The 22,447-nt window shown below is 60.8% G+C and carries 23 protein-coding genes and 1 pseudogene; 7 read left to right on the top strand and 17 right to left on the bottom strand.

Going from position 1 to position 22,447, the window contains the following annotated elements; genetic code table 11:
* Together IE125_RS11415 and IE125_RS11410 are read right to left on the bottom strand one after the other, a co-directional pair.
* Window positions 1–411, bottom strand: a 411-nt coding sequence (locus tag IE125_RS11415; RefSeq protein WP_189444772.1) for a GAF domain-containing protein, incomplete at its 3' end; no start/stop codon positions are given.
* 277 nt (window positions 412–688) lie between these two features.
* A complete protein-coding gene (locus IE125_RS11410; RefSeq protein ID WP_189444771.1) occupies window positions 689–2,185 on the bottom strand; it encodes a methyl-accepting chemotaxis protein in 1,497 nt (498 codons plus the stop codon).
* A 370-nt stretch (window positions 2,186–2,555) separates the two neighbouring features.
* Between IE125_RS11410 and IE125_RS19310 the strand changes: the two genes are divergently transcribed.
* Both IE125_RS19310 and IE125_RS19440 read left to right on the top strand, forming a co-directional pair.
* Entirely contained in the window at window positions 2,556–2,708 is a 153-nt protein-coding gene (locus IE125_RS19310) for a universal stress protein (RefSeq protein ID WP_189444770.1), read from the top strand.
* 137 nt (window positions 2,709–2,845) lie between these two features.
* Window positions 2,846–2,971: pseudogene (locus IE125_RS19440) on the top strand (universal stress protein); the annotation flags it as partial.
* A gap of 77 nt (window positions 2,972–3,048) precedes the next feature.
* Here the strand turns inward: IE125_RS19440 and IE125_RS11395 are convergent.
* From IE125_RS11395 to IE125_RS11375, 5 genes are all read right to left on the bottom strand, one after another.
* Window positions 3,049–3,699 (bottom strand): hypothetical protein, encoded by a 651-nt coding sequence (locus tag IE125_RS11395; RefSeq protein WP_189444769.1) that lies wholly within the window; start codon window positions 3,697–3,699, stop codon window positions 3,049–3,051.
* 404 nt (window positions 3,700–4,103) lie between these two features.
* Complete coding sequence (locus IE125_RS11390; protein WP_189444768.1) at window positions 4,104–4,319, bottom strand: hypothetical protein; 216 nt, start codon at window positions 4,317–4,319, stop codon at window positions 4,104–4,106.
* 149 nt (window positions 4,320–4,468) lie between these two features.
* Window positions 4,469–5,065, bottom strand: coding sequence for a DUF2076 domain-containing protein (locus IE125_RS11385; RefSeq protein ID WP_189444767.1), 597 nt, complete (start codon window positions 5,063–5,065; stop codon window positions 4,469–4,471).
* 226 nt (window positions 5,066–5,291) lie between these two features.
* Window positions 5,292–5,954 (bottom strand): hypothetical protein, encoded by a 663-nt coding sequence (locus tag IE125_RS11380; RefSeq protein WP_189444766.1) that lies wholly within the window; start codon window positions 5,952–5,954, stop codon window positions 5,292–5,294.
* Window positions 5,955–6,469: 515 nt separating this feature from the next.
* A complete protein-coding gene (locus IE125_RS11375) occupies window positions 6,470–7,906 on the bottom strand; it encodes an amidohydrolase family protein (protein ID WP_189444765.1) in 1,437 nt (478 codons plus the stop codon).
* Between the two features lie 380 nt (window positions 7,907–8,286).
* On the opposite strand from IE125_RS11375, the gene IE125_RS11370 reads away from it, so the two are divergent.
* Entirely contained in the window at window positions 8,287–8,538 is a 252-nt protein-coding gene (locus IE125_RS11370) for a hypothetical protein (protein WP_189444764.1), read from the top strand.
* Window positions 8,539–8,817: 279 nt separating this feature from the next.
* Here IE125_RS11370 and IE125_RS11365 read toward each other — a convergent pair whose 3' ends face one another.
* The 5 genes from IE125_RS11365 to IE125_RS11345 form a co-directional block, all read right to left on the bottom strand.
* Window positions 8,818–9,345: a VOC family protein gene (locus IE125_RS11365; RefSeq protein ID WP_189444763.1), complete on the bottom strand. Its 528-nt coding sequence runs from the start codon at window positions 9,343–9,345 to the stop codon at window positions 8,818–8,820.
* Window positions 9,346–9,637: 292 nt separating this feature from the next.
* Entirely contained in the window at window positions 9,638–10,060 is a 423-nt protein-coding gene (locus IE125_RS11360; protein ID WP_189444762.1) for a GlcG/HbpS family heme-binding protein, read from the bottom strand.
* A gap of 611 nt (window positions 10,061–10,671) precedes the next feature.
* Window positions 10,672–11,814 carry a carboxynorspermidine decarboxylase gene (nspC, locus tag IE125_RS11355; protein ID WP_229809059.1) on the bottom strand — a complete coding sequence of 381 codons (1,143 nt, stop codon included), beginning with the start codon at window positions 11,812–11,814 and terminating at the stop codon, window positions 10,672–10,674.
* 18 nt (window positions 11,815–11,832) lie between these two features.
* Window positions 11,833–13,032: a saccharopine dehydrogenase family protein gene (locus IE125_RS11350; protein WP_189444760.1), complete on the bottom strand. Its 1,200-nt coding sequence runs from the start codon at window positions 13,030–13,032 to the stop codon at window positions 11,833–11,835.
* A gap of 573 nt (window positions 13,033–13,605) precedes the next feature.
* Window positions 13,606–13,857, bottom strand: a complete 252-nt coding sequence (locus tag IE125_RS11345) for a CsbD family protein (protein WP_189444759.1) — start codon at window positions 13,855–13,857, stop codon at window positions 13,606–13,608.
* 199 nt (window positions 13,858–14,056) lie between these two features.
* Between IE125_RS11345 and IE125_RS11340 the strand changes: the two genes are divergently transcribed.
* The 4 genes from IE125_RS11340 to IE125_RS11325 all read left to right on the top strand — a co-directional run bounded on the left by IE125_RS11340 (window position 14,057) and on the right by IE125_RS11325 (window position 16,865).
* Entirely contained in the window at window positions 14,057–14,419 is a 363-nt protein-coding gene (locus IE125_RS11340; RefSeq protein WP_189444758.1) for an ArsR/SmtB family transcription factor, read from the top strand.
* Window positions 14,420–14,470: 51 nt separating this feature from the next.
* A complete protein-coding gene (locus tag IE125_RS11335) occupies window positions 14,471–14,827 on the top strand; it encodes an arsenate reductase family protein (RefSeq protein WP_189444757.1) in 357 nt (118 codons plus the stop codon).
* A 169-nt stretch (window positions 14,828–14,996) separates the two neighbouring features.
* Window positions 14,997–16,307 (top strand): arsenic transporter, encoded by a 1,311-nt coding sequence (locus tag IE125_RS11330; RefSeq protein ID WP_189444756.1) that lies wholly within the window; start codon window positions 14,997–14,999, stop codon window positions 16,305–16,307.
* A 114-nt stretch (window positions 16,308–16,421) separates the two neighbouring features.
* Window positions 16,422–16,865 (top strand): copper resistance protein NlpE N-terminal domain-containing protein, encoded by a 444-nt coding sequence (locus IE125_RS11325; protein ID WP_189444755.1) that lies wholly within the window; start codon window positions 16,422–16,424, stop codon window positions 16,863–16,865.
* A gap of 48 nt (window positions 16,866–16,913) precedes the next feature.
* Here IE125_RS11325 and IE125_RS11320 read toward each other — a convergent pair whose 3' ends face one another.
* From IE125_RS11320 to aceF, 5 genes are all read right to left on the bottom strand, one after another.
* Entirely contained in the window at window positions 16,914–17,708 is a 795-nt protein-coding gene (locus tag IE125_RS11320; protein ID WP_189444754.1) for a class I SAM-dependent methyltransferase, read from the bottom strand.
* Window positions 17,705–18,502 carry an undecaprenyl-diphosphate phosphatase gene (locus IE125_RS11315; RefSeq protein ID WP_189444753.1) on the bottom strand — a complete coding sequence of 266 codons (798 nt, stop codon included), beginning with the start codon at window positions 18,500–18,502 and terminating at the stop codon, window positions 17,705–17,707. Before IE125_RS11315 ends, IE125_RS11320 begins: the two co-directional genes overlap by 4 nt.
* A 54-nt stretch (window positions 18,503–18,556) precedes the next feature.
* Window positions 18,557–19,246 carry a tRNA (adenosine(37)-N6)-threonylcarbamoyltransferase complex dimerization subunit type 1 TsaB gene (gene tsaB / locus IE125_RS11310; protein WP_189444752.1) on the bottom strand — a complete coding sequence of 230 codons (690 nt, stop codon included), beginning with the start codon at window positions 19,244–19,246 and terminating at the stop codon, window positions 18,557–18,559.
* Between the two features lie 99 nt (window positions 19,247–19,345).
* The gene (gene adk / locus IE125_RS11305; protein WP_189444751.1) at window positions 19,346–20,002 is read right to left on the bottom strand and encodes an adenylate kinase; all 657 of its coding nucleotides are present in this window, start codon (window positions 20,000–20,002) and stop codon (window positions 19,346–19,348) included.
* Between the two features lie 297 nt (window positions 20,003–20,299).
* Complete coding sequence (gene aceF / locus IE125_RS11300; RefSeq protein ID WP_189444750.1) at window positions 20,300–22,399, bottom strand: pyruvate dehydrogenase complex dihydrolipoyllysine-residue acetyltransferase; 2,100 nt, start codon at window positions 22,397–22,399, stop codon at window positions 20,300–20,302.
* Window positions 22,400–22,447 lie beyond the last annotated feature (48 nt).

Below are 22,447 nucleotides of genomic sequence, written 5' to 3'. Positions count from 1 at the left end.
CGGCTCGTAGCCAATCACGCACATGCAGCCGAATGCCCTGCCTTCGGGCGTTTTCAACGGGGCACCGGCGTAAAAGCGAATGTGAGGCGCGGCGACCACCAGCGCGCTGTCGCGGTACTCTTCATCGAGCGCGGTATCTTCGATGATGGTCAACTCGTTACGCTCGACGGTGCGTCGGCAGATGGCGGTGTCGACCGGCGTCTCGGTTAGTGTGAAATTGTGGCTCGCCTTGATCCATTGACGCTCTGGCCCGAGCAGCGTGACCAGGCTTGTAGGCGCGCTGAGCAACTGGCATAGCAGCTTGGTCAGGCTATCCAGTGACTGGTTAGGGCCGAGCTGCATCAGGCGCTCAGCGCCGAGAGCCGACAGCTTTTGCTGCTCGCTCTCCGAAAGATTCCGATCGACGGACAACCTGTTCTCCTGGAATGTGACTCAAGCCTGCCGGAAGCCTCGGGGGGCGATCGGCATTGATCAGAGAAAACGAATCTATCAGCAATACGATAGGGAGAGTGTGATTAAATTCGGCGAAAAACTGTCGCTTTTGACAGCAATGCTCGCTGCCGGAATCGGACAAACCGTCGGGCCCGGCTTTTGACGCCACAGGTAGTCCGGCGGGTGGATGGCAAGGCACAAAAAAGCGCCCCCGTCGGGGGACGCTATCAAGCCGTACGATCGAACGCGCACGTTTTCAGAAAGCTTCCCACTCCTCGCTTTCGACCGGCTTGGCACTGCGCTCGCCCCGCGGGCGCTGAACCTTCTGGCCGACGGCCGGCTGGGAGGCGACAAGCGGCGGCAATGCGGACGGTGGCGTTCCCGTTTCCGCACCGCGAAAGAACGAGACTTCTTTCAAGAGAGCGCCCGCCTGCTTTTGCAGCGACCGACTGGCGGCACTGGATTCCTCGACCAGGCTGGCGTTCTGCTGGGTCACACCGTCCATTTGCGAAACGGCAGTATTGACCTGATCGATTCCTTGAGACTGCTCCTTGCTCGCTACGGCTATCTCGCTGACCAGTTGGGTCACACGCTGGACACCCTCGACGATATCCTTGAGCGTTTTTCCAGCCCGATTGACCAGGTCAGACCCGTGACCGACTTGCTGAATACTTTCTTCCACCAGCGCTTTGATATCCTTCGCCGCCTCGGCACTGCGGCCGGCCAAGTTGCGAACTTCACTGGCGACGACGGCAAAACCGCGTCCCTGTTCGCCGGCGCGCGCCGCTTCGACGGAAGCATTTAGCGCGAGCAGGTTCGTCTGGAAGGCAATTTCGTCGATGAGACCGACGATTCCCGCGATCTTGCGACTGGAAGCGTTGATGCCGTTCATTGCCTCGACGGCCTCACTGGCCACGGCACCGCCGGCATTCGCCTGGCGGCTGACCTCGTTGACCAGTCGATCGGCTTCGCCGGCATTCTCCGCGTTCTGCCGTACCGTCGAGGTGATCTCGTCCATCGAGGCCGCCGTCTGCTCCAAGCTCGCTGCCTGCTCCTGAGTGCGCCGACTCAAGTCGTCGGTACCCTGGGCAATTTCGTCCGCAGCGATATTCACAGACTCTGCGTTGTTGCGAACAGCCATGACGACGCGAGAGAAGCTCTCTTCCATCGACTGCAGCGAGCGAAGCATGTCGCCGAACTCGTCCTTGCAGGTGATATCGATTTTGTTATCGAGACGGCCCTCCGCCATGGCGATCGCCAATTCCTGCGCCTTGCCCAGCGGCGTCATGATGCCGCGAACGAGCCACCACGCCAGGAAAATGCCCAGCAGCACCGCCACAATGGCCACACCGATGACAATATCGCGAGTCGTTTCGTACTGTGAGACAGCGCCCGAGAAGGCATCGGCGGCCTGCGCGCTATTACGCTGGATCAGCTCGTTGATGGCACCCAGAGCCTTTGCATACTCAGCCCGTAGCGTCGTCGTGGCGATCTGCCGAGCCGCCTCGAAGTCGTTACCGATCATCGCGGTATTCAGCGATTCCACGCCCGCTCGGAGGCGCTGCAGGGAAGCAGCGAAGTCATCCGCGATCTGCCGTTCCTGATCGCTGGCAATCCGGCGCGGATAGTAATCGGCCCACGCCGCATCGAGGATGGCGTCGTTCTCGGCCACTTCCTGCACCGTCTTGCGAGCGGATTCCGGATTACGGTCGCGCTGTTCTGCCGTGATCTTGACTCGGTTACCCAACAACATCTCGTTGATCTTGGAGAGGTCGCTGAGTGTCTCCCGCGGCGCCCTTAGCACGTTCGCAAGGACTTCATGGAGCCGGGCCGAAAAAGTCTAACGGCCCGTGCCGCCGCTACTCCGTTATCGGCAGATTTTGTAGGAAATTAACTATAGTTAGCGTAGGAATATTAACCCCCTACCGCGGACTACCGAACTCACGGTACAGCACCGCCTGGCCCTGTCAGCCGGATGCTCACTCTCTTCAGGCAAGCTCTCGGCTGTGTACGGCGGATCGCCCGGTTCTTGATGTAGATCAAATGATGAATCGGTAGCGCACTTACGCTCGACCTCGGAAGCCGTTCGCTTCATCGATTCCTCTCCTATCGAGGTGCGCGCCATGTTCAAATCACTGCTGGTTCCCATCGATGGTTGGAAAGACTCGCACGCCGCGCTTCAGGTCGCCTGCCAGCTAGCGGCGCCGGTTCAGGGCAAACTTCATCTGCTGCATGTGCGGGGCCCCTACCCCAACCTACCACGAGGCGAGTGCTGACCGTGGCGGCGGCGATTCAGGCCGCGGCGGCCGAGACGACGCTGGAGGAGGGCCATAAACTCCTCGAGGAAGCCGTCGCCCGAAACCGAAATTGTCCCGACTACGGTAACGAATGGGACTAACTCGTCCGGGTCGGCTCGCCCGCCGGGGTGATCATGGCAGAGGCCGAGCGCTCAAATATGAATGCCATCGTGATGAGAAGTCGAGGCCTGAGCGACTTCAGGGGCCTGATGATCGGCAGCGTGTCGCATAAGGTGGCGCACGGGGCCAAGTGCAGGACCTTCGATCCAAGGCTTCAATCTCGCTTGGCGAATCCGGCCTCGGTCAGCGCGATCGAACGCTATCCGGACACATCTAGTTCACGAATCCACCGCCGTACCTTCAATCGCTTCAACCGCGAGGCATATCGTCGCGTATCGATCGATTTCGGTGTCAGGACGATCTCGCTATCGCTCGCCGAGATTTCAAAGGATCTCGATGCTCCCACAGGCTTGTCTTCACTGCCGTAGATGGCGATGATCCGAAGCTCGAGACTGCGCAGCGTTCTGTCATCGGAGACTTGAACCTGGCCGGCGGAAAGCTGGTGATAGCGCAGTACACGGTCAAGAATATCGGAGAACGTACCGATGTGGCTGTAGCTACCCGACAGCATTGGCCCCTGGCGCGTGACTTCCTCGAGGTTGCTGAATCCCTCTCCTGTGTCCCGATGGTTTCCCTGCTCAAGGTCGATCAAATCCTGAGAAATGGCTCCTTTATCGGAATCGATCACGACGATCAAATGCTCGATGAAAATGGGCTCCGGACTCATGTTGCTGATGACACAACGCGAATCGAGGCCCCTTCCCGCACCGCGGTTGATAATGATCTTGGGCTGGCGTTGGCGTTTGAAGTTCAAATAGAGCAATTGTGCGTAAAAAAGCCAGACAAACAACGTGCATATGGCCGTTACCGCCGAGATTGCTGCACTGTTGGATGTTAGCCACTGGCCCATCGGTTTTCCCTCTCGAATTCGGGGTGATCACTGTCGGATATCGAGACCCGCAGAGGTGTACAGACAACGTAGCCTCGTATCCCCAGAAAATACAACCCGATAAAAGTTCTTAAGCCTGAAAATGTTACAAAACAGGAAGACAAAAATGGCAGCTAGGAAGAAATTTCAGCCGACGCGATAGGCGTCCCGTCTATTGAAGAGAAACCACGGGTATACGAAAGCCGGATTGGCACATACTTGTCGGGCTTTATCGAAGGAAGATTCATGGCAGAGTTTCGGCACAAGAAAGCAGGCGTAACTTGTTCCGAAAGTTGCGACATCGATGGCGACTTCCTGTTTGCTAACTCATGACCGGACCATGGTCCAAGCAACGCGAACCGTTCCTGCTCTTCAGAAAAAATGTTTCAGCATAATGGACGGCAGATTTCCTGCGCGATATCACCATTATAGAGACCGTAGTATTGACTGGTGGCGAAAAGATCCGATGCTCGATTGACAATGACAAAACCTGTTGTAGCCGCCTCGTGAGCGAGCCTTTCCGCACGGCTCAAGAAACGTCCGCCCAGCCTCGGAAGTGACGCGCCACCTCCCTCGGCGGCTTTGCCGTAGTTATCGGTCATCGCGCTGACTTTGCCTGCAATCCACGATAACCGACATCGCGGTTGGTCGAGGTTACAAATTACTCGGCTATTAAAAATTAGCGTGAGTCATACGCTGCAGATGACCTCTACTGTCACACGATGACTTGCGACTTGCGCAATCTCGAACTTCACAGAAAATCGTCACCAAAATCATCGAAATCGCCACCATCGTCAACCGGCTGATCAAAGTCTGCATCTTCCGGTTCGACGAAATTCTCTTCGATGGCATCCGTGTCGTTACCGGCACCGAACAGATCCATCAGCATGTGTCCCATCACGACGCCACCGGCAACGCCGGCCGCGGTCTGCAGGGCGCCACCGAGAAATCCGCCACTGCGCGACGAGCCACGCAAAGCATTACCGACTTCTGCGCGCGGCGTTTCTCGTGCCGCCCGATCACCGAACCTTCCGCTATCGGCAGGCGTCGAGGGTCGACGGGAAGGAGACGATTCGCCCGCGCCGAACAGTCCGGCCAGGAATCCCCCGCTGGCGGGCGAACCGGCTTCACGCTCGATTTTCTCGACTCGCTCGTTGAGTCGTTTCAACGCCTCCTCCTGGATCAGAATGGTCTGCGCCATGTAATAGGGTGCGTGCGGTTGACGCTCGAGGCGCGAGCGAATGCGCGCCTCGGCATCGCTGTCACGTTCCCCGGTCGCGCTCTCGGCCTGTTCGAGACGATCGAACAGGCCGTCGATCAGCCGATCTTCTTCCTGCGTGGTGGCCATGACACTCTCCCCTACCCTTCGACGTGAATGGATTCTGCGGTGAGGATAAGACTGGCACCCTGAGCAAACGTTCCCACGAGTGCTTTCTCTACGGCAGTGAACGCGATGGCGGTAGACGCTGTGGCAGTGAACGCGATAACGGGGGCTCGGTGGCAAAAGAGTTCTGCCAGAAGCTCGAGCCACGCCTGCGGTCACCGGTGAGAGGCCCCGAAGGGCGGCAGGCGAATCAGCGATCCAGCTGGCGAATCCATTGTCTGACTCGCCAGCGCTGGAGCCGGTTGGCGTAGCGTTTGGTATCCAACGAGACCGGTGCCAGCGTATGGCGACCGTCGTCCATGGTCTGCAGCTTGAACCGACGCGCGGCACCGACCGGATGATCTTCGCTTCCGTAGATAGCAACGACACGAATATCGAGAAACTGGAACGACAGCTCGCCGGTGGGGGCGTCCCCTTTCAGCGCGATCTCGTGCGTGCGGCAGAGACGTCGCAGGATCTGCTGAAAAGTGTCGATGTGACTGAAGCTACCGGAGAGCATCGGACCCTGGCTAGAACGATAGCGGGAGCTTCGTTGACCGTCTTCGCCGTCGGACTGCTGACCTTCATCCTGCTGATGCTCGGCCTCGTAATCGATCATGTCCTGGGTATACATGCCTTGGCTGGTGTGCAAGGTGGCAATGATGTGCTCGAGGAAAATCGGTTCTGAGCTCATGTTGCTGATCAGGCACAGCGCCGTCAGATCGTCGCCCTGGCCGCGATTGATGATGATCCGTGGGCGTCGCGTCCGCGCGAAGTTGCGGTAGAGAATCTGGGCGTAGAAGATCCAGACGAATAGCGTGCAGATGCTGGTCACGGCCGAGATGGCTCGGCTGTTCTCGGTCAACCATTCCATGGCGTCGAAGATTCCGCTGGGGTGAGCGCGTCACGATAGAGGCCAGCTTGATGCATCGCCATAACCTGTGTCGAGACGAACGCGGTAGTGCGGTGGGCTGACCGCTCCCTATCAGCCGAGAAGACGACCGATGATCGAGCGTGGCGAGCCACACTAACCTTAGAGGGGAGAATCGCCAGTAGCGAAGCGAAGAATAGAGACGAAGCGAAGATAGAGACGAAACGAAGATGGAGGCAAGGCGAAGTGAAAGCACAGCGAAGAAGAGGGGCCGGTTGGCCGGCCCCTCCAAGCGCTGCGGGTTCCTTGCTGACTTGCCATGGCTCCCTGCCATGCATCCTTGTGAGGCCACGTCCTGCGGCTTTCATCCCTGTGCGATGCCTCCCTGGCACCGTTTGACTACTGTGAACCTCTTTGGCATCAGTTAAGTTGATCTACATCAACCCGACTCGACACATTTGTTTCAATATGTATCGGGACGTCCAATATCCCGATTCGGAGAACTGGCCCCCGGAGGCTCAGGACGCCAGCGCCCTTCTTGCCTGCTGCAGATGCTCGATGGAGCGTGCGACTTGGCCCAGCATCTGATCGAGGTTCAGGTCCAGCAGCTGCCCTTCCCGTTTAACGGCGCGTCCACCGACGCTCACGAACTCGACGTTCTCCGGTTTGGCGCAGAAAATCAGCAGCGTGACCGGATCGTCCCCCGTCATACCCAGATTGAGCGCACGCGTATCGACCATCGCGATATCTGCCTGTTTGCCAGGTGTGAGCGACCCCACACGATCGCTGATTCCCATCGATTCCGCCGCGCCGCTGGTCGCCATCGAGAACAGCCGCCGCGTATCGATCGCGGTCTGATCGTGGCTTGCGCCGATCTCGGTCATCGCCATCAGACGCATCGTATCGAACATGTCAGCCGAGCCTGCCAGGCCATTGCCGTCAATTCCCAGCCCGAGACGCGGCACGTCGACAAAGTGCGAGTAGCGCGTCAGACCGTAGGCAACCCGGTGTTCGGTCAACGGCGACAGCGCCAGGCTGGCGCCCGAGTCTTTGAGCGCCTGGAGGTGCGCCGCTTTGGCATCCGTGGCATGAATGACCTGCAGGCCCGGATAGAGATAGCCACCATCGATCAGCGCCTGGAACATGGCATGGTGCTGCTCGCCACTGACGTGAACGGCCGTCGGGAGACCGCGTTCCCGGGCGAATTCGAACTCGCGGCGCTTCATCGTCATGGCCGCTTCATCCTCGAGATTCTTGGGCAGGCGCCATGCCATGCCCAGCATCAGACGATCTCGTCCGGCGCGTTGCCCCCAGCTATCCTGCAACCGGCCGAGATGTTCGAGGTCGATACCGTCCGTCGCGGTCTTACTGCGGTTACCGTAGAGCAGCCGCGTGCGAATCGGCGACCCCGCCAACGCATTGAGCGCGGCCTCGGCGTATTCGGGCGAGCGGTTATTGTCGAAAAAATCATTACTGGTGGTGATTCCGGAAGCCGCATTCTCGAACGCCGACATCTGCTCGCTGATGGCGACATCTTCCGGGCGAAACGCATCGTCCAGCTCACGCGTCAGCGGGAAGAAGAGATTGCCGGGCCGCTGACCGAACATGCCGCGCATCTGGGTCTGCCACATATGGTTGTGCGCATCGATCAACCCGGGGAAGGCGATGCGGTGTCGGCCGTCGATGATCTCTGCATCGGGCGCGTCGATCTGCGGGGCGATCTGCTCGATAACGCCATTGCGCACGAGAATGTCGCCGCGAGTCAGGTCGTTGCTGGCATCGTCCATGGTAATGATGGTGGCTTGCTCGATCTTCCACACGGGCCCCAGCCCCCGAGGCGGCTCGGCGGCACTCGCGCTAGCGGAGGCCAGCGGACCTCCCAGCGCAAGGCTTCCGGTACCGGCGGCCATACCGGCAAGTATTTGGCGACGCGACAGATGCGGTGGATTCGGCATATCGACTTTCCTTGTCAGTAGTCTGATTCGGAGCGGACGGGACCTCGCCAGCGGCACGGCGACCGCGGCGGGCCTTCGACCATTGACTATAGTCAAGACCCGGGACGAGGAAATAGCCGAGACCCGGGACGAGGAAATAGCCGAGCCCCGGGACGCCGAAACAGCCGACGTCGGAACGGTCGGCACCGGACTATCTATTCGCATCTCCTCAGAATCTCGGCCAGGCGGCTGACCGTTCATGAACTGTACATAAAAATGTCTTTGTACAAGTTTTGAAGATGTGTCATGTTGTCGATGTGGCCTCGAGGCAACGCCTCGGCCCCCAAGCCGATTGGAAATTAACCACGGAAGGTCAAAGTCCAGCGCCAGGGAGGTTCAACATGAAATTCCAGATCACTTGCACACGCTGCGGTTGCACTCAGGCGACCGCGCCGGATACCCACCACGAATGGGACGAGATCCACTGCGAAGAGTGCGGCGAGTTCCTCGACACATGTGGCCACTTCGAAGACCGGCACGCCGCTGGCTATCACGTGCAGGCACTCAACATGTCGCGGAGCCTGATTCTTCAGATGGCACGCGAGAATGGTTGGCAGGGCGATTCGGCCATGGCAGGCCGTCGCAGCGCGTGAGTCGCGTCAGACTCAGTGGTGGCTGCCACCTCTGCGGCTTCAGCGAGTTCTATGTTGCCGCAGGTCCCTACGAGCATCGGCAGTGGCGCTGCACCAACTGCAGTGCTCAGCGAGTCGATGGTAGTGGGCGCGATGCAAGGTCTACCTCGAAAGCAGTCGCCTCTACGCCCCGCGTCGGCTCGGGTCAGAGCAAGGTCTCTTGAGTAGTTTCGATCGTCCAAGCCTGTTGGCCGCCACCTCCCCAGTGGCGGCCTTTTTTGAATGTCCTGCCGCCAATATCTAGAGCGGAATTGGCAACACCCGCTGCGGACTCTCTTCAGAATCGTAAGTCATTGGAGACGGTAGCGTGATGAGTTCGACAAGACTCCCCCACGGGGTCTTCAAAAACCAGTTTCGATTTCCCTCACCGCCTTCCTGGGCAAAGGTGTCAGCCGGCCCTTCCATCAACGTGGCACCTGCCTCACGCGCACGGCCCGCGATAGCTTCCAGGTCGTCGACGTAGATCGAGAAATGCGTCACCCCCATATCGGTAATGATCGGTGCCTTGTCGCGCGTGGGCATCAACATTTCGAAAAGCTCGATATTCGCGCCGTTGCCCAATCGCAACATCGAAATCGCCCGGATTTCATCGTCGGTCGGCAGGCTATTGACCGGCCCTACTTTGTACCCGGGGACGTTTCCTTCCTGCTTTTCCAGCGTTCGGTACATCACCGTCGCGCCGAACGCAGCATGAAAAAAATCCTCGGCCTGCTTCATGTCGGGCACTGTGACGCCCACATGTTCGATACCTCTAATATGTCGATCCATGAGCTATCTCTTGACTGGAACTTTTTCCGGTAGAAGCGTTTGCGCAAATTCGAAACCCACTCACGGAAAAGCGGCGAGATGACGGAACGCTCCGTCATCGCCGCCGCTTTATCTCTTCATGGTTGCTGAACGCGAGCATGGAGCAAGCGGTTGCGGGACATGAGCTCGACCGAAAGCCATCGACAACGCGGTCGACGGCTCCTGCAACGCAACGCTGCCCACCGGTGTTTTATAGCTACGAGGCGACTGGAGGCCGGTGCAGCTCGCTCCCCCAGAACGCCAGAGCAACAACTTAGCTGTTGAAGTGCTTTGCAGCCGCTTCTGCGACTTTCTGTTCGACATCTTCCGTGGCGCCGGAGACGGCCACGGCGCCGACGAACTCACCGTCAACGGTGAGCGGCTCGGCGCCGCCCAGCGGAATCAGACCGGGCAAGTTGCCGATATAGCTTTGCTTGTCCGCCAGCTTCTCGAAATCCGCCAGAGACGACTGGAATTTCGCGGAGGAGCGGGCTTTCTCGATGGCGCCATCCACGCCGCCAGCGACGCCCTTGTCCATACGGCGAAAGCTGACCAGCCAACCGCCGGGGTCAACCACGGCGATCGAGATCGGTGAGCCGATCTCCTTGGCAGATGTCATGCCCGCAGCAATCACTGCCTCGGCAGCGTCCTGGCTGACGGCATGATAAGTAACGGTGCTGTTCTGGGAATTTGCCATGTCGTATCCACTCCTTGGGTTGACGAGATAACGCGAACTCTCGCAATGATCTGGCGACGAAGTCTTTCCCGAGGAAGAGCACTTCAATCCGATTCCGTTAACAGAAATCGTGTCACCGGTCTTTAATGCCGGAAACCGTCTGCCGGGACAGACGATGCCCGCCGGAGAGAACGTTAGATCACCATCACCATATGCGCAAAACCGGGAAAGAACGCTGTAACATTCTCAGCGATGCCATGAGTGGTCAATTCATGGCGATCCATCGACAAAGGCCGTTTTTAAACTATTGAAAGGGATTTCGCGTAGCCGGGTTTGTCAGAAATGCCAGTGGAATTAGGCGAGATTCATTTGAAAAATCGGTGCTACTTTGCAGGTTGATATCGTGGGTTAAAGAATAAAGCTTCTGAAATACTGAACTAATGAGGCTCTTGATATCGAGTTATCGAGATCAACCAATAGCGTATTCGATATTAACGGACAAACCGAAACACTTTGCCACGGCCAGATCCAGCCACTTTTGCACGTCGGATCTTTTCGATCATTCGCTTTTATTTATCCTGAATAAAAAATGCCCCGCCTAAGCGGGGCATCGTTTGGCGATCAAGGGCGGGTCAACTGAGCCGCTGCATGTAGTCCACATAGCCGAAGCTTCTGACCGTGCGCACCGCGCGGGTTGCAGCGTCGACACGACAGATCGAAGGCAAGCGGATGCCGTTGAACGTCGTGGTCTTGACCATGGTGTAGTGCGCCATGTCGGTGAACATCAGCCGATCGCCGATCTGGAGCGGCGCATCGAACGAGTAATCGCCGATCACGTCACCTGCCAGGCAGGTCGTGCCGCCGAGCTTGAAGGTGTGCGCCTTCTCCCCTGGCTCGCCCGCACCGATGATCTCTGGACGATACGGCATCTCCAGCACATCCGGCATGTGCGCCGTCGCGGACGTGTCCAGAATCGCGATGGGGCCATCGTTATCGACGATATCCAGCACCGTGGCGACCAGAAATCCGGTATTGAGCGCGATCGCTTCTCCCGGCTCCAGATAGATGTCCAGGTGCGGATAGCGCGCCTTGAAATCGCGGATCAGGCGAATCAGCCGCGCGACATCATAATCCGGACGCGTGATGTGGTGGCCGCCACCGAAATTGACCCAGCGCATCTGGCCGAGATAACCACCGAACTTCGCCTCGAACGCAGCCAGCGTCGCTTCCAGCGCATCACTGTTCTGCTGACACAGCGTGTGGAAGTGCAGCCCCTCCAGGCCCTCGAGATCGTCAGGGCCAAGCTGTGCCAGGCGGGTTCCGAGACGCGACCCCGGCGCACAGGGGTCGTAGAGCGCGACCTCGCCCGTGGAGTGCTCCGGGTTGACCCGTAGCCCGCACGAGACGCGCCGCGGCGACGCTTCCACCGTCTGGCGGAAGTAGCGCCACTGGCCGGGCGAGTTGAAACTCAAGTGATCCGCGTAGCGCAGCACCACATCCATCTCGGGCGCGGTGTATGCCGGCGAATAGCAGTGCACCTCGCCGCCGAACGTTTCCGCGCCGAGACGCGCTTCGTCCTGCCCGCTGGCCGTGGTGCCGACCAGATAACGGCTGACCAGCGGGAACGTATCCCACATGGCGAAGCCCTTCAGCGCCAGCAGAATCTTCGCGCCGCTCTCAGCCTGCACGCGGGCGAGCAGTTCGAGGTTCCGAATCAGCAGCGCGTCGTCGACCACGTAGGCCGGCGACGGGCAGGCTCCGATGTCGAATGGCATGTCGCTGTCAGCCATCGGTCAGGCCAGCGGATCGGATTCAGGATCGAGCTCGACCATCTGCCACGGCAGCCCCATCTCGCCGATGCGCTCCATGAACGGGTTCGGATCGAGCTGCTCGACGTTGAAAACGCCCTCGCCCTTCCAGATTCCTTCCAGCATCAACATCGCGCCCGTCACCGCCGGCACGCCGGTGGTGTAGGAAATCGCCTGGGACTTCACCTCGGCGTAGCACTGCTCGTGATCGCAGATGTTGTAGATGTAGACCTTGCGCCGCTTGCCGTCCTTGATGCCGTCGAGGATGACGCCGATATTGGTCTTGCCCTTGGTACGCGGGCCGAGCGATGCCGGGTCAGGCAGCACCGACTTCAGGAACTGCAGCGGCGAAACTTCGGCGCCATTGACGTTGATCGGCTCGATGCTGGTCATGCCGACGTTCTCGAGCACCTTGAGGTGAGTGATGTACTTCTCGGAGAAGGTCATCCAGAAGCGAATGCGCTCGATGCCCTTGATGTTCTGTGCCAGCGACTCGAGCTCCTCGTGATAGAGGAGGTACATGTCCTTCTCGCCGATGCCGTCGAAATCGAACTTGCGCTTTTCGGCCAGCGGCGCGGTCTCGACCCACTCGCCCTTCTCCCAGTAGCGACCGTTCGCGGTGATCTCGCGAATGTTGATCTCTGGATTGAAGTTGGTCGCGAACGGATAGCCGTGATCGCCACCGTTGGCATCGAGAATGTCGATTCGGTGGATCTCGTCGAACAGGTTCTTCTGGCCATAGGCGCAGTAGATATTGGTCATGCCCGGATCGAAGCCACAACCCAGCGTGGCCATGTTACCGGCCTTCTGGTAGCGCTCCTGGAACGCCCACTGCTCCTTGTATTCGAACTTCGCCTCATCGGGATGCTCGTAGTTGGCGGTGTCGAGATACGGCACGCCCGTGCGCAGGCACGCTTCCATGATGGTCAAATCCTGATACGGCAGCGCCACATGGATCAGCACGTCCGGTTTGAACGACTCGATCAACGCGACCAGGGCATCGACATCATCGGCATCGACGCTGGCGGTCTGAATGGATCGCGGCAGCTGCTCGGCAATTGCCTTGCACTTGGCCTCGTTGCGGCTGGCGAGACAGATCTCGGTGAAAACCTCAGGATGCTGCGCGCACTTGTGCGTGACGACGCCGCCGACGCCACCGGCGCCAATAATCAGGACTTTGCTCATGAATTCGATTCCAGATCGGGAAAAGTCAACGTTAGTAAGGTCTTATCGGTAGTGGGCAACTTGCGGTCCGTCATCTCCATGGAGCTGACGGCCTAGCGCACCCCGACCCGATGCCACCCCGGTCTTGGTTCGCGCCTCGAGACGGCAAGGCGTGAGGGCGCAGATGATCGCTTTCCAAAAGGCTGGCCTCAAGTATTTTTCACGTCAACTGTGAAACTCTCTCGATGTCACCGCACCGAGCGGCCATGTCATCGCTGTGGCAGCGGGCCAATGAGGAGGAGCAGGCGCAAGCTGCGGACCAGGAGAGTAGCGGGACAGGAGAATGGCGAGACAGGAAAAGATGAAGACGAGAAAGGCCGAGCGGGCCAAGCCTTGACACGGAATGGCGGCTCGCGCGGAGCCACCATGGGGCCGAATCACCGACGCTTAGGGAAGCGCTGAATAAATCGACGAGCGAGATGAAGTGCAAGGCGCATGGAACACAGAACACGAGAAATAACATGGGGTTAGGCGAGTGTTCGAGTACCACGCAACGCAGCGATTCGCTCGCGCAGACATTTATGCAGTGTTTCCTTAGCGCCGCCCGAGCAGGATACCTAGGAAAACACCCACGCCGCCGGCGATCGCCAGCGCGCTGATCGGGTTCTTGACGGTCGCCTCGCGCACGTTGTCGAGCGTCTCGCCATAGTTGGCCTGCACTTTGCCGGCAACCTGACGCGCCTTGCCTTCACTGCGCATGTCGTCATCTTCGGTGAAGCGACCTGCCGCTTCCTGGGCATGACCCTTGAGTTCTTCGGTACGTCCTTTGACCTGATCTTCGTACATGTCGATCTCCTTGACAGTGTCTACGGCTTAGCGGGTTGCTCCCGCAGCACACTTGAGCGTAGCCGGCACCTGGCGTTCCGACAAAGTCCAGAATTCGCTCCTCGCCTTGTAAACGCCGATTCCCTTTACCTCGTTTCGCTTCTCGCTTCTCGAAAAGTCTCTCTTGCCGCACGCCAGACATATCCATAATCTTGGACACATGGAAACTCAAAATGCCATCGACAGCTTCGCCGCGCTCTCCCAGCAGACGCGTCTCGACGCCTTTCGCCTGCTGATTCGCCATGAACCGACCGGGCTGGCGGCTGGCGAGATCGCTCGCCGGTTAGCCGTGCCGCACAACACGATGTCGGCGCACTTGGCCGTGCTCGCCCGTGCCGGGCTGATCGCGTCGCAGCGTCGGAGTCGCTCGATCATCTATCGCGCAAACTTGGCCGAGATGGGCGAGCTGATCGGCTTTCTGGTCAGCGACTGCTGCGCCGGCCATCCCGAAGTGTGCGACAGGCTCACCCTGCCGATGGGCGCCTGCGGCCCAACCAAGCAGCGCCGAGGAGACAACTCATGAATCCCGTGATCTACCACAACCCCGCCTGCGGCACGTCACGACACCTTGGCCATGATCGAAGCCTCGGGAGAAACGCCCGACGTGATCCACTACCTCGAAACACCCCCGGATCGTGAACGACTGGAAGCACTGCTGACGGCGATGGCACTCTCGCCGCGCGATCTATTACGCCGCAAGGGAACGCCGTTCGAGGAACTCGGGCTCGACGACCCGGCGTTGAGCGACGATGCACTGATCGATGCGATGCTCGCGCATCCGATCCTGATCAACCGGCCTATCGTGGTGACCGACAAGGGCGCGGCACTGTGCCGCCCGTCGGAGAAAGTTTTCGCACTGCTGGCCAATCCGGTGGCGAGTTTCACCAAGGAAGATGGCGAGACCGTTCACGCCCCGGAGGCAAAGACGTGAACCACTCCTCACACGATAGTCCCGCTGATCTTCAGGGCACGCTTGCCGAGTCCCTGCCGAATGTCGTCATGGCCCATCTCGAGCCGATCGATATCGAGACACTCGTCGGCAATGACGCAGTTTTACACCGCCCCGATCAGGGCAACGACCGAACCTTCAGGGAGCGAGCATGCTGGCACTGGCGATTTTCATCGCAACGCTGATTCTGGTGATCTGGCAGCCGCGAGGGCTCGGCATCGGCTGGAGCGCCATGGGCGGCGCCCTGCTGGCGCTGGTGACCGGCGTGGTCGGCTGGAGCGATGTCGGCGTTGTCTGGGACATCGTCTGGGACGCCACCTTCACCTTCGTCGCCCTGATCATCATTTCGCTGATTCTGGACGAAGCGGGATTCTTCGCCTGGGCCGCTCTGCACGTCGCCCGCTGGGGCAACGGCCGTGGGCACCTGCTGTTCCCGCTGGTGGTGATGCTGGGCGCGATCATCGCCGCCTTCTTCGCCAACGACGGTGCGGCACTGCTGCTGACACCGATCGTACTGGCGATTCTCGTACGACTCGACTTCTCGCCCGTCGCCGCGCTGGCCTTCATCATCGCGACCGGCTTCGTGGCCGATACCACCAGCCTGCCGCTGGTGATCTCGAACCTGGTCAACATCGTCAGCGCCAACTTCTTCGAGATCTCCTTCTCGCGCTATGCCGCGGTCATGGTCCCGGTCGACCTGGTCTCGCTGGCGGCGACGCTGGGCGTGCTCTGGCTCGCCTTCGGCCGCCGCGTGCCGCGACGCTACGCGCTGGACGCTCTGGATACGCCGCGCTCGGCGATTCGCGATCCGCTCGTCTTCCGGGCTGCCTTCCCGCTGCTCGCCCTGCTGCTCGCGGCCTATTTCGTGACGGCAGCGTGGGCGATCCCGATCGCCGTGGTGACCGGCTCCGCCGCGCTGGTGCTGATCGTGATTGCCGGGCGCTGGTGGTCGCGCGGCCGGGGCGCCCAGGTATCGGTCGGACATGCGCTGAAGAACGCCCCGTGGCAGATCGTATGGTTCTCGATCGGCATGTACCTAGTGGTCTATGGGCTTGGCAATGCAGGGCTGACCGACCTGGTCGTTCATGGGCTGGAGTGGCTGGGTCACCGGGGAGCGCTGGTCGCGACGGTCGGCACCGGCTTTGCCAGTGCGCTGCTCGCCTCGGTGATGAACAACATGCCGGCAACGCTGGTCGGCGCACTCGCGATCGATCACGCGCAAGTGCCGCCACTGATCCGCGAGCTGATGATCTACGCCAACGTGATCGGCAACGATCTCGGCCCCAAGTTCACGCCGATCGGCAGCCTGGCAACGCTGTTGTGGCTGCACGTGCTGGCGGGCAAAGGACATCGCATCGGCTGGGGGCAATACATGAAGGTTGGCCTGCTGATCACGCCGCCTGTGCTGCTGACCACCCTCGTCGCACTGGCGCTATGGCTTCCTCTTCTCGGCGCTAGCTGAGTCCGGCGCCGGCCATCGTCTTTCGTCAAAAAGTCGGGTAACGGCTCGCTTGACGGCACACCGCCTATACTGGAGCCGAGGGTTTATCCAACTTTTCTAATGAAGGAAAGGGCTATGAAAATGCATGGACGGTCAATCGCACCCGCCCGCTCGCTGGCATTGGGCCTGGTTCTCGGCATGGCCTTGAGCGCTTGCTCGAGCACACCGCCCTCCCCCTACGAGAAGGCCGCCGGAGAGTATGAAGGGGTACTACCCTGCGCGGATTGCTCCGGTATCAACGTCGACCTGCAGATGATGAACATGGACGACACTGGTGGCGCCTATGTGCTGAGAAGCCTGTATCAGGGCAAGAGTGCGGAGCCGATGGTGACCAAGGGCAACTATCTGGTACTCGAGGGCGCAGGCCCCCAGCAATTGCCCATCGTCTACGAACTCAAGGGCGCCGGCGGGAATACCATCTACTATCTGCGTCCGTTAGACAACGGCGACCTGGAAGTGCTGGATACCGGCATGCAGGCCATGCCTTCCGGTGCCGACATGACGCTCAAACGGCAGTAGGACGCACCGGCAACGCCTGAGTCGTCGCCAGCGGTCGAGCAGGCACGCTCAGGCGCCTTTCAATGAGCGATGCACGTAGAGGTCATATCGGCTGGTCTTGCCTCCGATCACGTGCTGCGGTGCCGGACCCTCGATCGGCGGCGCCTTGCGCGGGCGCTTGACCACGACGCGGTGAGTGGCGATGTCCAGCGCTGCCTCGAGCAAACGCGGCGCGTCGCCATCCTCGCCGGCAAGCTCACGAAAAAGCCGCATCTCCTTCTTCACCAGCGCCGACTTGTCGCGATGGGGAAACATCGGGTCGAGATGAACGACCTGCGGCGCGTATTGCCAGCTGGCGACCGCAGCCGGGAGACCGGAGGCGCTGTCGGCGTGACTCAGCGAGAGCCGCGTCAGAATCTCGGCAATCTCGACGTCGCTGCTGGCACGCGATAAGGCATCGGCCAGCAGCGCGTGGATTGCCGCCACGCGTTCGACCATCAGCACTGGCGCTCCCAGCGACGCAAGCACGAACGCATCGCGACCGAGCCCCGCCGTGGCGTCGACGACCTGTGGCACGATCCCCTTGCCGAAACCGCACGCCTTGGCGATCAACTGTCCTCGCCCGCCGCCGAAACGCCGTCGGTGCGCCGCGGCCCCGCCAACGAAATCGGCCCGCACCGGGTGCCCGTAGATCGCCGGATCGCCGGCGATTTCCAGGCCATGATCGCCCACCTGCAATGCCAGCCCGCCGGCCGTCGCCGACGCCTGCCACGGCAAACCGTAGCGCTCGGCAAGCCCCTGCAGCGGCTCGCCGACCACGATCAGCGCGGATGAGTTGAGCACCGAGTCGTCGGGAGAACTCATGTCGCCCAGACGAACAGTGCGATACCCAGCAGAATGCGGTAGACGACGAACGGCATCATGCCGATCTTGTCGAGCGCCGCCAGAAACAGCTTGATGCAGAGCCAGGCCGCCACGAACGAGAAAACGACGCCGAGTGCGATCTCGTGCCACTGCGTGGCAGTGCCGGACTGGGCCAGCTCCAGGCCTTTGAGCGAGCCCGCCGCGAGGATCAAGGGGATCGAGAGGAGAAACGAGAAGCGCGCGGCCGCCTGGCGAGTGAATCCGAGCATCAGCGCCGCCGTCATGGTGATACCGGAGCGCGAGGTGCCGGGAATCAGGGCGATGGCCTGCGCCAGACCGATCAGCAACGCAGTCTTCAGCGTCATCTTTTCGATCGGCTGCACGCGGCTGCCACGCTTGTCCGCAACACCGAGCAGCACGCCAAAGACGACCGTTGTGGTGGCGATCACCAGTACCGAGCGCCCCGCGCTCTCGACCCAATCCTCGATCGCCAGCCCAAAGATGACCGCCGGAATCGTGGCGACGATGATCGCCCAGCCTAGACGGCTCTCGGGCGTCTGCCCGCGGCTGCCGAACTGCGTGAACCAGGCGTGCAGGATTCGCCAGACTTCGTGGCGAAAAGCAAACAGCACGGCGCCGAGCGAGCCGATATGCACCGCTACGTCGAACGCCAGCCCCTGATCGGACCAGCCCAGTATCTGTGAAGGAAGAATGAGATGCGCGGACGAGGAGATGGGCAGAAATTCAGTGAGCCCCTGGATGATGGCCAGTGCGGCCAGGTGAAAAACATCCATTGTCGGTCGGTATCCTTATATGACGAGGCCATCGCCTATGATGGCCTCTGACGTTCACGCCTTGCGCCACGCCACCTCATCGCGCAGATAGACCGGGACAGCCTCGTGCGGCGCGCCCCCGCGCGCACCACGCTCCCAGTATGCAGCGGCGAGACGTACGATATCCTCCGCCGCCGGGTATTCGTCGGGAAGGGTTTGCGGCAATGCAGCCTGTACATCGACAGGTATATTAGACAAAAGTTGCCAACCGCTGCCTATCCCCAACCATTCAAGATTTTCGCCACCTGCCGGCAGTCGCAGACGAGAAGGCGGCATGACTGAGGGTGCAAGACACTCGGTCAGCTCGCCATCGCGACAGTACCAGGCACCGACATAGATCTCGTCCATGCGCGCATCCAGCGCCGCGACGATGTGCCGTGCATGCCATTTGCGGTGCGCCGCCAGTGCCAGTGCCTCCAGCGTGGAGATACCCATCAGCGGCAGATCGGCGCCATAAGCGAGCCCTTGCGCGACGCCGGCCGCAATCCGCAGTCCGGTGAACGAGCCCGGCCCGTGTCCGTAGGCGATTGCATCGAGCTGATTCAGCGTCACGTTCGCCTCGCCGAGCACGGCGTCGACCATCGGCAGCAGCAGTCGCGTATGCTCGCGCGGTGCGATGTCAAAACGATGAAACAGCTCGCCGTCCTGCCACAGCGCGCAGGAGCAGGCGGCCGACGAAGCATCCAGAGCCAGCAAGGTAGGCATGGGAATTCCGGGCGGAGGTCGTTGGCAGGCGAGTATATCGCCTCCGGGATGGCAAAACGAACGCTCCGCCGGGCGGCGGAGCGGAAACGTTGGAGAGGATCAGCCCTCGAGCGCGGCGAGCACCTGGCTGCGGATGTCATCGACGCTGCCGACACCGGCAATACGATGATAGGCCGGCGCGGCTTCTGGCTCCTGGGCCGCCCAGCTCTGGTAGTACTCGACGAGCGGCTCGGTCTGATCGTGATAGACGGAAAGGCGGTGTCGAACGGTCTTCTCGCTGTCATCGTCGCGCTGGATCAGCGGCTCGCCGGTGACATCGTCCTTGCCCTCTTCCTGCGGCGGCTTGTAGTCGACGTGGTAGACCCGGCCGGAATCCGGGTGGACGCGGCGACCGGAGAGCCGGTTGACGATCTCCTCGTCGTTGACGGCGATTTCGACCACGTGATCGAGCTTGATGCCGGCTTCCTTCATCGCGTCCGCCTGCGGCAGCGTGCGCGGGAAGCCGTCGAACAGGAAGCCATTGGCGCAGTCGGGCTGTGCGATTCGCTCCTTGACCAGTGCGATGATCAGATCGTCGGAGACCAGGCCGCCACTATTCATGGTCTCCTTGACCTTGAGCCCCAGTTCACTGCCCTCTTTCACCGCCGCACGAAGCATGTCGCCGGTGGAAATCTGCGGAATATGAAAATGCTCGCAGATGAACTGGGCTTGGGTACCCTTGCCAGCGCCGGGGGCGCCCAAGAGGATCAAACGCATTGATACTGCTCCTTCGTGAATGACATCGGCTTTTTTTCGACCGGTGTGCGGCGCTGGCGACCCAACGCAGACGAGACCGTCAGTGGCTCAAGACGATACCTGCCGGCCGCTTGGCACACAAGGCTCGGATAGGCTAACCCCGCTGCCCGCGGCAGCGTGACGCGGTGTCCACTAAGCCTTCGACACACAAAAACACCAACGGCCCCCAAAGGAGCCGTTGGTGTCCAAAGTCACGTCAGGGGCCGGTCGAAGACCCGCCCGTTGACGACGCCATCGCTGGCGTCGCCGACGCCTCGATCAGAACAGGATACGACGAATGTCCGTCAACACCTGGGCCAGATAGGCGGTGAAGCGCGCCGCGTCCGCGCCGTTGACCGCACGGTGATCGTAGGAGAGCGACAGCGGGCACATCATGCGCGGCTTGAACTCCGAGCCGTTCCAGACTGGCTTCATCTGCGACTTGGAGACCCCAAGGATGGCGACCTCCGGCGTATTGACGATCGGCGTGAAGGCCGTGCCACCGATCGAACCGAGGCTCGAAATGGTAAAGCAACCGCCCTGCATCTCGTCACGCTTGAGCTTACCTTCCTGGGCGCGGCCAGCCAGATCGATAACTTCCTTCGCCAATTCGATGATGCCTTTCTGATCCACATTGCGGATCACCGGCACCATCAGACCGTTCGGCGTATCGACCGCGACACCGATGTGGAAGTACTTCTTCTGAATGACCTTGTCACCGTCCGGATGCAGCGAGACGTTGAACTGAGGGAACTTCTCCAGCGCCTTAGCCGCCGCCTTGATCATGAAGGGCAGTGGCGTCAGCTTGGCACCCTGCTGCTGCGCCTCTTCCTTCATTGCCTTGCGGAAGGCTTCCAGCTCGGTGATGTCGGCCTCGTCGAACTGCGTGACGTGAGGCACATTGAGCCAGCTGCGATGCAGATTGGTCGCACCTGCCCGCATCAGACGGCTCATCGGCTTCTCTTCGATCTCGCCGAACTGGCTGAAATCGATAGCCGGCACCGGTGGAATGCCCGCGCCGCCCGTCGCAGCCGGTGCCGCCGCGCTTCCGCCGCTCTTGCGCGTCTTCATCACCTGCTTGACGAAGCCGTCGACGTCATCTTTCACGATGCGGCCTTTGGGGCCGGACCCTTTCACCTCACCGAGATCGACGCCGAGCTCGCGCGCCAGCTTGCGCACTGCCGGGCCGGCATGCACGTGGGCACCCGCGGTCTTGTCGTCGCCGTGCTTCTCGCGCGCTTCCGGGCTCGGCTCGCCGGTGTACTCGGTGCGCTTGTCGGGCTGGCTAGCGCTCGACTTGCCGCTCTCGGCCTTGTCGGCGCTCGGCTTGGCGTCGCCGCCCTGCTTGGCACCAGCATCGGCAGACTTGCCGCCGGAAGCCGGCTTCTTCGCCGCCTTCTTGGCGCCAGCCACCTCGACATAGCCGATCAGATCGCCCTCGGAGACGCTGTCGCCCTCCTTGACCGACACCTCGACGACCTTGCCCTTGAACGGGCTCGGCACGTCCATCGATGCCTTGTCGGACTCCAGCGTGATCAACGTGTCTTCCTCGTTGATCTCGTCGCCTTCGCTGATCGCGACTTCGATGATCTCGACGCCATCGCTGCCGCCGATATCGGGCACGCGAATCTCCTGGCGCCCACCGGCTTCGGCCTCTTCTGCCTCGGCGTCACCATCGTCTTCGGCCGTGTCGGACTCGGCGCTGTCGCTGGCCGCGTCGTCTTCGGCCGGCGCGTCTTCTTCGGCCTCGTCATCGCCTTCACCGGCGATCTCCATGGTACCGATGACGTCGCCTTCGGAGACGCTATCGCCCTCCTTGATCGAGAGCGAGACGATCTTGCCGCTGTAGGGGCTCGGCACGTCCATCGACGCCTTGTCGGACTCCAGCGTGATCAGCGTGTCTTCCTCGCCGATCTCGTCGCCTTCGCTGACCGGGACTTCGATGATCTCGACGCCTTCGCTGCCGCCGATATCCGGTACCTTCACCTCGACGGTGCGCTTACCGCCGCCGCTGGACTTCTTGGCAGCCGGCTTCGGCTCGGCCTTTTCGGACGCGCCGTCGTCCTTCTTCGACTCGGCGTCATCCTGGGCGGCGGATTCGTCGCCTTCGGTGGACGCCCCGGCGTCATCCTCGCCGCCGCCTTCCGCCTCGAGTTCGAGGATATCGTCACCCTCGGAGACGGTGTCGCCCTCCTTGACCAGGATCTTGACGACCTTGCCGCCCTTGGGCGCCGGCACGTCCATGCTGGCCTTGTCGGACTCCAGCGTGATCATGGTGTCTTCGGCGGCAATGACATCGCCGACGCTCACCGGGATCTCGATGATTTCGACATCGGTGCTGCCACCGATGTCGGGAACTTTGATGATTTCGCTACTCAAGGTCGCGCTCCTCTATCCTTTGCCGACTTGCCGCCCGGGCAAGTCGGC

It is taken from the genome of Salinicola rhizosphaerae (assembly GCF_014652715.1).
GTDB lineage: Bacteria > Pseudomonadota > Gammaproteobacteria > Pseudomonadales > Halomonadaceae > Salinicola > Salinicola rhizosphaerae.
Note: the sequence above shows the minus strand (reverse complement) of the source record. Positions and strands in the feature narration are given on the sequence as shown.